Source organism: Pseudomonas sp. BP8 (assembly GCF_017875955.1).
Classification (GTDB): domain Bacteria; phylum Pseudomonadota; class Gammaproteobacteria; order Pseudomonadales; family Pseudomonadaceae; genus Aquipseudomonas.
Window position 1 is genome coordinate 3575245 of record NZ_JAGINK010000001.1, and the last position, 12501, is coordinate 3587745.

Consider the following 12501-nt stretch of genomic DNA (forward strand, 5'->3'; position numbering starts at 1 on the left):
CATAGCTTGATGCCCGCGTGCCGCGTTGTGACCAAGCTTAGGAGGCGCGTCCATTTCGTAGGCCAATCGCTTCTTTGCGAGGCCCTTGACGTGCCCATTCAAACCCGCCAATCTTTTCAAATTGTATCGCCCCTCTCTGCTCACGTAGCTGCAGGCCAGGAAAAACGCTGGTTTTGCGCTATTGATGAACCAGCCTCATAGGCATATTTCGTTTCCGCGTGGTAGTCGCTCCCCTAGTCTAGGGCTAGATTCGCGCTATCTCACAAAGCGGGGTCGAGCTATGGCCATCGAATGCGTCAACACCATCGAAATCCAGTTGCCCGAAGGATGTATTCACGCTTTTGCGGAATTCGCTCAAGCTCATGTACTGCGTCTCCAGAAATATTCTGGTTGCCACGACTACGTGCTTGTCCAAAGCTCTCAAGATGAGTCTCGCTGGTGGCTCAGCGGCTATTGGGAAAGCAAGGCCTTGATGGAAAGTTCATTTGAAGGCGCGGCGATGGCGGCGCTGCTGGATGATCTTATACAGAAAGGGGCGAGCCTTAGTTTCGGTAGCTTTATTCCCCAGATGGCCAAGTCTCATGGTCGTTGATGCCGATTTGCTGCATGACATAGACCTCAACAGTCTCCTGGCTTTTTGGTTGATTTATCACGAGCACAGTGTGAGCCGCGCAGCTGAACGGCTTAAGATCACTCAGCCAGCGGTGAGTAATACCTTAGCGAAGCTGCGGATCTACTTCAGTGATCCGCTGTTTGTTCGAGAACACAACACTCTCATCCCCACGAGGCGAGCCCGATCCATTGCGGACGAGCTCACCCCGGCGTTCAGGCATATCCAACGGGCCTTGGGACATTGTCAGCCAGGCAGCTGATACGACTTCAACTTTAGCTCAATAAGAAATCGGAGCCGTCAGTGCTGATACGTACCGTGATGGTGGCCTTGCGTCGCCCCTATACCTTTGTCGTGATGGCGTTGCTGGTACTCATTATCGGCCCGCTAACGGCTTCACGAACGCCAACGGATATCTTTCCGGAGATTCGGATCCCTGTAATTGCCGTAGCGTGGCAGTACACTGGTTTACCCCCTGATCAAATGGCCGGGCGTATCTCAACAGTCTTTCAGCGCTTACTTACGGCGTCGGTCAACGATATCGAGCACATTGAGTCCAATACCTATCCAGGTGTTGGCGTTGTTAAGATTTTCTTCCAACCAGGCGTCGACATTGCGGTAGCGAATGCTCAGATCACTGCTGCATCGCAGGTCGCGCTTCGGCAGATGCCGGCTGGTATCCAGCCTCCAGTAATCCTCAACTACAACGCCGCTACTGTGCCGATCCTTCAACTGGCACTTTCAGGTGAGGGCCTATCGGAGCAGCAGCTTTTCGATCTTGGCATGAACACCGTCCGCACCCCGTTGATCACAGTGCCCGGTGTAGTTATGCCCCTGCCATACGGTGGCAAACAGCGCCAGGTGCAGATCGACGTCAACCCAGAAGCGCTCCAGGCGCGAGGGTTATCAGCCCAGGACGTTTCTGCTGCACTCGCTGCCCACAATATCCTAGTGCCTATCGGTACCCAGAAAATCGGTGAGCTGGAATACACGATGCAGCTCAACGGTGCTCCCTCTGCCATCGATGAGCTCGGTATGTTGCCGGTGAAGGTCGTCGACGGCAGTACCATTTACCTTCGTGATGTTGCTGATGTGCACGATGGTAATGCACCGCAAACCAACATCGTGCATGTCGACGGCAGTCGTTCGGTGCTGATGTCGGTGCTCAAGAATGGCTCGGCTTCGACCTTGGCCATCGTTGACGGCATACGCCAACAGATTGAAACCCTCAAGCCAGGTTGGCCAGAGGCGTTGAATGTTCAGCCCATCAATGATCAATCCCTGTTCGTGCGCGCAGCAATCAAAGGGGTAGTCCTCGAAGGCGCTATTGCGGCAGCACTCACCAGTGTGATGATTCTGCTGTTCCTCGGGAGCTGGCGTTCCACTGTAATCATCGCGGTATCGATTCCTCTAGCCATCCTGGGATCGCTCACCATCCTCGCGGCTTTAGGTGAGACACTCAATTTGATGACCTTGGGTGGCTTGGCGTTGGCCATCGGTATTCTGGTGGACGATGCAACGGTGACCATCGAGAACGTGAACTGGCACCTCGAGCAGGGTAAGGATGTCGAGACTTCGATCCTTGATGGTGCTCGTCAAATCGTCACTCCAGCCTTTGTCTCACTCCTTTGTATCTGTATTGCCTTTGTCCCGATGTTCTTCTTGGAGGGGGTATCACGGTACCTGTTTGTTCCGATGGCAGAGGCAGTGATCTTCGCCATGATCTGCTCGTTTATTCTGTCTCGGACGCTCGTTCCGACCATGGCCAAGTACCTACTCAAACCACACCAGTCGCACGGTGAACCTCAAAGCCCGTCGCGCAATCCATTGGTTCGATTCCAAAGGGGCTTCGAAGTCCGGTTTGAACGGCTTCGCCAGCGCTATCAGAGTGTCCTTGAAGCTGCTCTGCGCCGACGTAAGGCATTCCTTTTGGGCTTCATGGCAATCGTCACGTTGTCGTTCGGATTAGTGCCCTTCATTGGCAGCAACTTCTTTCCATCCGTGGACTCTGGCCAAGTGCTGATGCACGTCAGGGTGCCGGTAGGTACCCGAGTAGAGGAAACCGCGTCCCGTTTCGCTGAGATCGAAGAGGCTATTCGCAGCGTCATTCCAGCTGAAGAAATTACTACCTTGGTGGACAACATTGGCCTGCCGCCCAGCAACATCAACCTGACGTACAACAACACGGGTGTTATGGGCTCTCAGGATGGCGACTTCCAGATTGCTTTGCGTCCTGCTCATCAGCCTACTGAGGACTACGTGAGAAAGCTGAGGGAGGTTTTGCCTGAACGCTTCCCGGACAGCACGTTCTCGTTTCCTCCAGCGGACATCGTCAGCCAGATCCTAAACTTTGGTGCCCCTGCGCCAATCGACATCCAAATACGGGGCAACAATGTGGATGCGAATTTCGAGTACGCCCAGCAATTGCTGAAGAAAATTCGGACGGTGCCCGGTTTAGCTGATGCGAGAATCCTGCAGTCCAACAAGGCGCCTGTCTTCAATGTCGATCTGGATCGTACTCAAGCTCAATTGCTCGATCTGACCACCCGTGACGTGACGAACAGCTTGGTGGTGAACTTGGCCGGCAGTAGCCAGGTTGCACCTACCTACTGGTTGAACCCAGCGAATGGTGTGAGCTATCCAATTGTGCTTCAAACCCCTCAGCCAAGATTGGACTCGTTGTCTGCCCTTGCAAATCTGCCAGTCGGAAATGGAAGCTCTGCGAATATCACAACCCTGGGTGCTGTGGCTGACTTTGAGCGAACAACCGGTAGCGGGATGGTTAGCCAGTACAACGTGCAGCCCATGGTGCAGATCCACGCTGCTACCCAGGATCGCGACCTCGGAGCGGTTGCCAAGGACATTCGCAAGATCATTTCAGAGATGTCTGGGGAAGTGCCTCGCGGCAGCACCGTCAATTTGATGGGTCAGGTACAGACCATGGATCGAGCATTCTCCGGGCTGCTGTTCGGTCTGCTTGGCGCAGTCGTACTCATTTATCTGCTGATCGTTATCAACTTCCAGTCGTGGCTCGATCCAGCGGTGATCGTTTCAGGATTGTCTGCGGCACTCGCAGGCATTGTTTGGATGCTCTTCGCGACAGGCACCACGCTTTCTGTCCCAGCGCTCACTGGCGCGATCATGTGCATGGGCGTTGCTACGGCGAACAGTGTGCTGGTCATCAGTTTTGCTCGTGAGCGTTTGGAGGAATTGAGAGACGCAACGGTTGCCGCGTTGGAAGCAGGCATAGCACGACTACGGCCAGTGCTGATGACTGCTTTGGCAATGATCCTGGGCATGCTTCCCATGGCGCTGGGCATGGGCGAGGGCGGTGAGCAAAACGCCCCCCTTGGTCGCGCAGTGATCGGCGGGTTGTTGTTTGCGACTGTTGCGACCCTGTTATTCGTACCTGTGCTGTTCAGCCTGGTTCACCGCCACGATTTCCGTACTGCACCCCAGCAGAACCTTGTTCCTGGAGCGATTTGATATGACTGTGAGAGCGCCTGCAAATACCAGCGGACTTGGCCGCACCCTATTCATTTTGGGTGTGGTCGCGACTGTCGGAGCTATCGTCGTATTCGGGCTCATGAGTCGCCATTCCCAGGCCGAACAGCTTGGTCAAGAGTCTGAGCGTAAACGGATTGCGACTGTTGCTCTTGTCGCACCTAGCGTGGTGACGCCTGCCACTCTTCAGCTTCCGGGGCGAATCGAGGCTTGGTCACGTGCACCGCTTTATGCACGAGTGAGTGGCTACCTGAAACGCTGGAACAAGGACATTGGATCACCCGTCAAGGCGGGAGAGCTCTTGGGAGAGATTGATGCGCCTGATCTTGATCAGCAGCTGCGTCAGGCTCGAGCCCAGCTCGTAACTGCTCGAAGTGAAATGACTTTGGCCAGCTCCACCGCAAAACGCTGGCAGGAGCTCAGCGAAAGCCAGGCAGTTTCACGCCAGGAGGTCGAGGAGCGCCTTGGTGATTTGGCAACTAAGCGATCTCAAGTCAACGAAGCTCAGGCCAATGTGGATCGGCTCCAGGCCCTCCAGGGCTATACACGGATCATCGCTCCGTTCGATGGCGTGGTGACTGCGCGCAATACGGATGTGGGGGCGTTGATCAACGTTGGCATGACAGCGGGTAGCGAGCTGTTCGTGGTTTCCGACATCAGCCGGCTTCGTGTCTACGTGAGCGTTCCTCAGCGTCAGCTTGCCTGGGTGCAAGCTGGAGCCCATGCCAAGCTTAGGGTGCCTGAGCAACCCGGAAAGACATTTGATGCGACTGTGCAGTCCTTATCCAGAGCGGTTGATGTAGAAACAGGCGCTATGCTGGTTCAGCTGAGTGTGAACAACTCTGAAGGTCATTTGCTGCCGGGTTCCTTCGCGACCGTTCAGTTCGAAGGCAGCCTTGCACCTTCTACCGTTAGCTTGCCACCGAGCGCTTTGATCGTAGGTAAGAACGGCATGCAGATAGCCACAGTCGACGAAGATGGAGTCGTGCAGCTGAAGAAGGTTTCGGTGAACCGCGACCACGGTACCTACTTGGAGTTTGCTGATGGGATTAGTCTGGCTGACCAAGTAATTGCGAATCCTCCAGATGGCCTGAGCACGGGTGACCAGGTACGCATAGCCCAGGTGGACTCTCAGGCCAAGAAGTAATTTGGCAACCGTGTAGTCCAGCTATGCAGGCTGGAGCTCACTTCAAATCCTTTTTTCTGCGACGAGGGGAAAGTTATGGCTCTGACAAGGCGGGCAGCATTGATGGCTATGACGGTGTTTGCGGCAGCCCCAAGCTTAGGGTTTGGTGGCGGCGGCGGTGGGGGGATTTCGAGACCGTTGCGAATTGGAGTGATCGGCGCAGGATGGCTGGGTGGTACGGTTGGCCGATGCTGGGTCAAAGCAGGCCATGAAGTGTTTTTCTCCACCCGCAATCCTGAAGAATTGCAACCGTGGGTGAAACCGCTGGGCGCCCACGCCTCATTCGGCATGCCCAAGGAGGCAGCGGAGTTCGGAGATATCCTGCTGTTAGCTGTACCCTACGAAGCCATACCAGATTTGGCGAAAAGCCTGCATGGGCAAGTACAAGGTAAGATTTTGCTGGATGCGTGCAATCCATCCGCGTCTAGTCGGAGCGAAATTGCCCAAGAGGCGATGGCGAATGGCATGGCAGTCACCACTGCGAAGTATTTCCCCGGCGCGAACGTTGTGCGCGCCTTCAGTGCAGTGGATGCAAGTTCTGTAGAGGCCTCATTTGAAGGGAGAGGGCCAACGCTTGGTGTTCCTATTGCAGGTGATGACGCAAGCGCCCTGCAGGTGGCCACGCAGCTGGTTCGCGATGCCGGGTGTGCACCCGTAGTGGTCGGGGGCTTGGCTCAAGCAGTTGCCTTCCAGCGAGGTGGGCCTGGATTCCGTGCCAACACCTCTGAGGCGAAGTTACGCGACCTTTTGGGCCTGTAGGCGTAAGACAGGCGCAGGGCATTTATAGCTGATGGAATATGAAATCGGCGCTGTCGGCCTTTTCCAAAGCAAATGAGCGATGCTCGAGCGCTTCTTGCAGCTCGACATCCTCTGCTTTGATTCGCCATGATGGCTCTGTTGAGTCCTGTTCACCAAGGCTCTCGATGGCGGCCAACATAGTCTCAACTTTGGGCATGTAGATGGTGAAGCCGTTTCCTTTCCAAGCCGCCACTGTCAATCCCAGTGCTTCGCATATCTCAACCTTGCGTTGGCCATCGTCTCGATCCGCCTGGCGTGACTGCAAAATCTGATTTGTCAGTTCCCGGTCAGAGCCCAGGAGATTTCCTTGATCCCAGCTCTCAGGTGGGCAGTCTTTTGAAAGCGGTGAGAGTGGAATGAACGGATTGATCTCCATGGGGTAGATGCGGCAGACCAGAGGCCGTTCGGAATAGATCGAGCATAGATCGTCAGCCCCTAGGTTGGGACATTGAGGAATCACGTTGCCCGCGAAGATTGCTATGACTTGCAGTGCGCCTGCCCCACATTGCACAGAAGCTGACCGCAATTTGTGGTAGCCGAATTCAGGTGCCCCGTAGGGCCAGGCTGAATCATCGAACGCCTCCAGCAACACGGCAACGGAATGCCCACGGCGGAGCCATGCAAGCGTCTCGCTTAGGGTCAGAGGCACAAACCTACCACGGCAACAAGCGCCGCATCCCACGCAGGCGAAGCGGGTGTTGTTAGCCTGGTTGCTAGATTGAGTCACTGCACACTCACCTTCAGTTGCACCGGACTCGCAGATCCTGGCGCGTACTAATTCTTGGCGCTGCTCTGACTACACGCAGCAGTCAGGAGCAACACTTCCTATAAGCCCGCAAATTCGGATCGTCGATCATAGGGTGTATCGCAACAGACGATTAGTACGAAGACTTTGATAGGCCTTATGAGCGTCGCTCATTAGTCCCGAGACTCGGTACCGTAGCTCTTCTACCAGCAATGCAAAGGCAGGGGAGGCCTGGCGTCGGCTTGGGTAATACAGATGAAAACCAGGGTAGCTTGGGCTCCAGTCTTCAAGCACGTGGATCAACCGGCCTTCTGCAATGTGAGGGGCAGCTAGTTCGGCTGGGACGTAGCTCAACCCAAATCCATCAAGTGCTGCTCCTACCAGTTGGTAGACACCGTTATAGGTGATCTGCCCCGACACCCGGACATTCATCGACTCCTGGCCTTTTTGGAATTCCCAGGCATATAGGCCGCCATTCACTGGTAGACGCAAGTTGTTACATTTGTGGTGTACCAAGTCGCGTGGTGTTTGAGGAATTGGACGATCAGTGAAGTATGCCGGTGAGCCCACCACCGACATGCAGGTGTCTGGGCCGATACGTGTAGCGATCATCCCCTCAGCCACGTCCTCGCCCAAACGTACTCCAGCATCAAATCCATGGGCGGCAATATCTACGAAGCTGTAGTCGCAGCACACCTCCACGGAAATGTCAGGGTAGTTTGGCAGAAACCGTTTCAAGGCCGGTCGCAGAATCAGCTCTAGTGAGAAATCCATGGCGTTGATTCGAATTGTTCCCGCCGGCTTGTCGCGCAGATCACTCAGCTGAGCGAGCTCATGCTCAATCTCATCGAAGCGCGGCCCAACGCGCTCCATCAAGCGTTCACCTGCTTCCGTAGGAGAAACACTGCGGGTTGTGCGAGTCAGCAGGCGCAGTCCTAACCGAGCCTCCAGGCCACGAATCGTGTGACTTAGAGCAGATTGTGAGCACCAAGTTTCGCAGCAGCTTTGGTAAAGCTGCGCTCATAAGCAACTGCTAAAAAGGCTAGCAGGTCGTTGGCATTTTCCCGGAGCATTGATGAGACCAGTTCATGAGGTTATGTGAATTCTAGCTACTAATCACTTGAAGTGGTTACCGCTACATTCAGTGTCTGTCTATGGTGATTCAATCCAATAGGCCTTCTCCCTTGAGGACTCCCCTATGCTTGAAACCATTTCCAACACCTATCCATACACACCCAGCAGGTTGAAATTCACTACTCGGTTTCCGTTGGCTCATGCATTACTACTGCTTCTTGCGATCAATGCCAGTGCTGATGAGCTACCGGTTGTTACAGTCTCCCCTGCAGGCGCACAGCCCTCCACAGCAGGCTCTCCCGATTTTTTCACTGGTAGCGCTCGTATTGATGGCCGATTTCAAGGGACTGGCGGCGCACGGGTCAGTGGAGGAACCGTGACATTTGAGCCGGGAGCCCGTACTGCTTGGCATACCCACCCATTGGGGCAGACGTTGATTGTCACTGGCGGTGTTGGCCTGGTGCAACAGCAGGGTCATGCGATCCAGGTTATACGTGCCGGCGATACGGTGTGGATCCCACCTCGCGTCAAGCACTGGCATGGGGCGACAGCCACGACAGGCATGAGCCACGTCGCAATTGCCGAGTTGCAAGACGGCAGCGCTGTTCAGTGGCTGGAGCATGTGTCCAACGAAGACTATGCCAAAACCCCATGAATCTCTTGGCGTCGTGATGACCGTATCGACGCACGTTCAAAGGTGAATCCTGATGACCGATACCAAAAGCTCAGATAAATCCGATAGAGAAGTGGTAGCAGGCGTCGCTCCGTCACGGCGTAATTTTCTAAAGTTCGGCGTCTCAGGCATCGCTGCCGCCACAGTATCGACCTGGATACCTGAGCGCGTGATTGCAGCACAGCTAGCCCCCGTCGATGACGAAGGCGCACCCAAGGCCGGTGAAAAACGTGTTCAACTGACAGTGAACGGTCAACTCCACAAGCTTAACGTCCCGGCGAACGCGATCCTGCTGGACGTGCTACGTGATCGTCTCCAGCTCACCGGTACCAAGAAAGGTTGTGACCATGGCCAGTGCGGCGCATGCACTGTCATGGTCAATGGAGTGGCAATCAACTCGTGCCTCTCGATTGCGCTGCAGCATGACAGCGACAAGATCACGACCATTGAAGGACTGGCCCAGGGAGACGTTCTTCACCCCGTACAGGAAGCCTTCTGGGAGCATGACGCGTACCAGTGTGGCTACTGCACATCGGGACAAATTATGAGTGCGGTGGCGATTCTCAAGGATCCCACTATCGGTACTGATGATGCCAGCGTGAAGGAAGCCATGAGCGGCAATATTTGTCGGTGCGGCGCCTACAAAAATATCTTGGCGGCGATTCAGTCTGCTCGCGGAAAAATGGGAGGGACAGTCTAATGCGCACTTTCGATTATTCCCGCACCCAGTCGACTGCCCAAGCCGTAAATACCCATGCTGCCCCTGGGCAGTCGTTTTATCTGGCAGGCGGCACCACCCTCCTGGATCTGGTCAAACTGGACGTAATGCAGCCTGAGCGCTTGGTTGATATCAACCATCTTTCGCTCAAGCAGATTGAGAGGCTTGCTGATGGGCGCGTTCGTATCGGCGCCCTGGTTACCAATACTGCCTTGGCAAGTGATCCTCTAATTCGAGAACAGTACGCTGTACTCTCTCAGGCCATCCTGGCGGGTGCATCGACCCAATTGCGAAACAAGGCCACGACCGCAGGTAACGTTATGCAGCGAGTGCGATGCAATTATTTCCGTGATGGGGTTTCACCCTGCAATAAACGTCAGCCAGGCTCAGGTTGTTCGGCTATCGGTGGCCATAACCGCAGCGTTCATGCAGTGCTTGGTACAAGCGATCAATGCATCGCCACTCACCCCTCCGACATGTGCGTAGCTATGGTCGCCATTGGTGCGCAGGTCACAGTGCAAGGGCCCAACGGCGTCCGAGAAATCCCGTTCGCCGATTTCCACCTGCTTCCTCGCAACACGCCCTGGTTGGAGCATGCGCTGCAGCCTCATGAACTCATTACCCATGTGACCCTGAATGCGCCACTCAAAGATAATCGTTCCGCCTACCTTAAGCTGCGTGACCGTGATTCCTACCAGTTCGCTCTAGCATCAAGTGCAGTCGTCGTGGTGATGGATGGACGCCGCATCACTGACGCACGGATTGCCCTCGGTGGAGTTGGGACAAAGCCTTGGCGAGCTATTGAGGCTGAGCAGGCGTTGATAGGTCAACGGGCAGACATGGACTTGTTCACCCGTGTTGGAGAGCGAGCGATGCAGGGGGCTAAACCCTATGAACACAATGCTTTCAAGATTCCGCTCGGCCAACAGGTCGTGACTCGAAATCTTCGTGATCTGACTGCATAGGAGCCTGACGTTATGAGCCAATCCATTATCGGCACGCCTTCTAAACGTATCGATGGTCGGCAAAAGGTTACAGGCGCTGCCCGTTATGCGGCTGACCACCCATTGCCAAATCTGGCCTACGCCTATGGTGTGTACAGTACGATAGCGAGCGGTCGCATCGTGACCATCGACGATCAGCAAGCTCGGGCTATGCCCGGCGTGGTCGCCGTGCTGCATCATGGTAATTTCCCCACGCTACACCGTACTCCCAATGTTCCGATGACTTTCAATGACATCCTCAATGCTGCAAAGGTCGACGAGCGCCGGCTGCCTTTTGAGGATGACAAAGTCTCTTATCCTGGGCAGTTCGTTGCCTTGGTAGTGGCTAACACCTTCGAGCAGGCTCGTGCGGCAGCGCTGAGGGTTAAGGTGACCTACGTACAGGCTCCGGCTATCACAAGCCTATCGGATGCTCTCAAACAGAAAGGAGCTCGTGAAGGAGGTCGCGGCCACAGCCGTGGAAACCCGGATGCGGCATGGGAAACGGCAGTAACACGGTTTGACCAGACCTACACCACGCCTGTGGAGACTCATAGTCCCATGGAAATGCACGCCACCACGGCTTTCTGGCGTGATGGGAAGTTGTATGTTTACGAGGGCACCCAAGGGGTGGTGAATCACCGCAATGTGCTAGCCAACGTTTTTGATCTGCCCCCTGACCGGGTCGAAGTGCATGCGCCTTTTATTGGTTCAGGCTTTGGCAGCAAGCTCTGGCCTTGGCCGCATTCGATAGCGGCTTGCGCTGCTGCTCAAGTTGTTAAGCGCCCGGTGCAGTTGATGTTGCCTCGAGCTCAGATGTTCACCACTACTGGTCACCGCCCGGAGACGATTCAACGTGTCCGATTGGCCACCGATGGCAGTGGAAAGCTCGTCTCAATTCGTCACGAGTCCTTCAACAGTACCTCAACCACGGACGCTTACACTGAGGCCTGTGGCGGGGTTACTCGCAGTCTCTATTCTTGCGCCAACGTGCTGGTCAATCACAAGAACAGCCCGCTTAATCGCGGCACGCCGACATCGATGCGAGCGCCTGGTGCAGCCCCAGGACTGTTCGCTCTTGAGTCCGCCATCGACGAACTAGCCTTGATGCGTGGTGTGGATCCGTTGGCGTTTCGCAAGATGAACCTGGCCGCCCGCGATGAGAGCTTGAACCTGGAATGGTCGAGCAATCATCTGCTCGAAGCCATCGATGTAGCTGCTGAGCGATTTGGCTGGCACTCACGTAACCCAGCTATCGGTGCAATGCGTAATGGGGACGAGCTGATCGGCTATGGCATGGGGGCTTGTAACTGGGAGGCCTACCAGGTGCCTACCGATGCTCGAGTGATCGTCCGTTCAGACGGCAGTGCGTTGGTTCAATGCGGGCAGCAAGACATTGGTACCGGTACGTACACAGTGGTTGCACAAACTGTTGCGCAGCTTACCGGTCTGCCGTTCGAGCGCATCGAGGTCGAGTTGGGTAGCTCGACCTTTCCACCAGGGGCATTGGCGGGTGGCTCGTGGGCTACGGCCAGTATCCTCCCCGCAATTGCTGGAGCCACTCGAGCGGCACTCGACAAGTTGCGCCAGTACGCAGTGATGGAAGGTGGACTTTTGACCGGCGCGGATGCCGAGAGCTTGAAGGTTGAGGAGGGCAGCCTTGTTCATGGCGATCAACGCGTCAGCTTTGCTCAGGTCTTGCGTCATCAGCGTATAGGTCGTGCAGAGGGTAACTTCCAGAGCGGCGCCAAAGGTGGTGACTATTCGTACCGTTCTTTCGGTGTCCACTTCGTGGAGGTGCGTTGGGATCCGGGCATTTCCAGGTTGCGGGTAGCGCGGGTCGTCAGTGCCATCGATGTAGGCAAGGTGGTCAATCCCCTGGCCGCTCGGAACCAGGTGGAGGGTGCAATCATCATGGGCCTGGGCATGGCGTTGTTCGAGGCATCTGAAAACGATCCTCGCAGTGGATTGCCGGTCAACAACAACTATGCAGAATACGTGGTGCCTGTCCACGGCGACTTGCCGGATATCGACGTGACCCTGCTGGACTATCCCGACTACAACCTGAGTGAGTTTGGCGCACGAGGAATCGGCGAGATCGGTGTGACGGGCCTTGCGGCAGCAGTGGCTAACGCTGTTTACCATGCTACCGGCAAACGAATTCGCAGCTTACCTATTACCAAGGAAAAGTTGATGACGGTTTGAGGGGC

The 12501-nt window shown here is 55.5% G+C and carries 10 protein-coding genes and 1 pseudogene; 9 read left to right on the plus strand and 2 right to left on the minus strand.

The genetic code is table 11. The features are described 5' to 3' along the window. The first annotated feature begins 280 nt into the window (after nt 1-280). The 5 genes from J3B00_RS15675 to J3B00_RS15695 all read left to right on the plus strand — a co-directional run bounded on the left by J3B00_RS15675 (nt 281) and on the right by J3B00_RS15695 (nt 6059). Nucleotides 281-592, plus strand: a complete 312-nt coding sequence (locus J3B00_RS15675) for an antibiotic biosynthesis monooxygenase family protein (RefSeq protein ID WP_209868487.1) — start codon at nt 281-283, stop codon at nt 590-592. After that, entirely contained in the window at nt 582-872 is a 291-nt protein-coding gene (locus tag J3B00_RS15680) for a LysR family transcriptional regulator (RefSeq protein WP_209868489.1), read from the plus strand. Before J3B00_RS15675 ends, J3B00_RS15680 begins: the two co-directional genes overlap by 11 nt. Nucleotides 873-931: 59 nt before the next feature. After that, nucleotides 932-4096, plus strand: a complete 3165-nt coding sequence (locus J3B00_RS15685) for an efflux RND transporter permease subunit (protein WP_209874905.1) — start codon at nt 932-934, stop codon at nt 4094-4096. Between the two features lies 1 nt (nt 4097). Further along, complete coding sequence (locus J3B00_RS15690; protein ID WP_209868490.1) at nt 4098-5261, plus strand: efflux RND transporter periplasmic adaptor subunit; 1164 nt, start codon at nt 4098-4100, stop codon at nt 5259-5261. A gap of 102 nt (nt 5262-5363) precedes the next feature. Beyond that, nucleotides 5364-6059 (plus strand): NAD(P)-binding domain-containing protein, encoded by a 696-nt coding sequence (locus J3B00_RS15695; protein WP_245362566.1) that lies wholly within the window; start codon nt 5364-5366, stop codon nt 6057-6059. 22 nt (nt 6060-6081) lie between these two features. Here the strand turns inward: J3B00_RS15695 and J3B00_RS15700 are convergent, their stop codons facing one another. Both J3B00_RS15700 and J3B00_RS15705 read right to left on the minus strand, forming a co-directional pair. Next, complete coding sequence (locus tag J3B00_RS15700; protein WP_209868494.1) at nt 6082-6825, minus strand: YkgJ family cysteine cluster protein; 744 nt, start codon at nt 6823-6825, stop codon at nt 6082-6084. Nucleotides 6826-7029: 204 nt separating this feature from the next. Then, nucleotides 7030-7916 (minus strand): annotated as a pseudogene (locus J3B00_RS15705) (LysR family transcriptional regulator); the annotation flags it as partial. 170 nt (nt 7917-8086) lie between these two features. On the opposite strand from J3B00_RS15705, the gene J3B00_RS15710 reads away from it, so the two are divergent. Genes J3B00_RS15710 through J3B00_RS15725 form a run of 4 tightly spaced genes read left to right on the plus strand, consistent with a single transcriptional unit; the run spans nt 8087 to nt 12496 of the window. After that, complete coding sequence (locus J3B00_RS15710; protein WP_245362823.1) at nt 8087-8572, plus strand: cupin domain-containing protein; 486 nt, start codon at nt 8087-8089, stop codon at nt 8570-8572. A gap of 52 nt (nt 8573-8624) precedes the next feature. Continuing rightward, nucleotides 8625-9290: a (2Fe-2S)-binding protein gene (locus J3B00_RS15715; RefSeq protein WP_209868496.1), complete on the plus strand. Its 666-nt coding sequence runs from the start codon at nt 8625-8627 to the stop codon at nt 9288-9290. Further along, a complete protein-coding gene (locus J3B00_RS15720; protein ID WP_209868498.1) occupies nt 9290-10273 on the plus strand; it encodes a xanthine dehydrogenase family protein subunit M in 984 nt (327 codons plus the stop codon). The genes J3B00_RS15715 and J3B00_RS15720 overlap by 1 nt, the downstream gene beginning before the upstream one ends. 12 nt (nt 10274-10285) lie before the next feature. Beyond that, nucleotides 10286-12496, plus strand: a complete 2211-nt coding sequence (locus J3B00_RS15725) for a xanthine dehydrogenase family protein molybdopterin-binding subunit (RefSeq protein WP_209868500.1) — start codon at nt 10286-10288, stop codon at nt 12494-12496. Nucleotides 12497-12501: the final 5 nt, after the last annotated feature.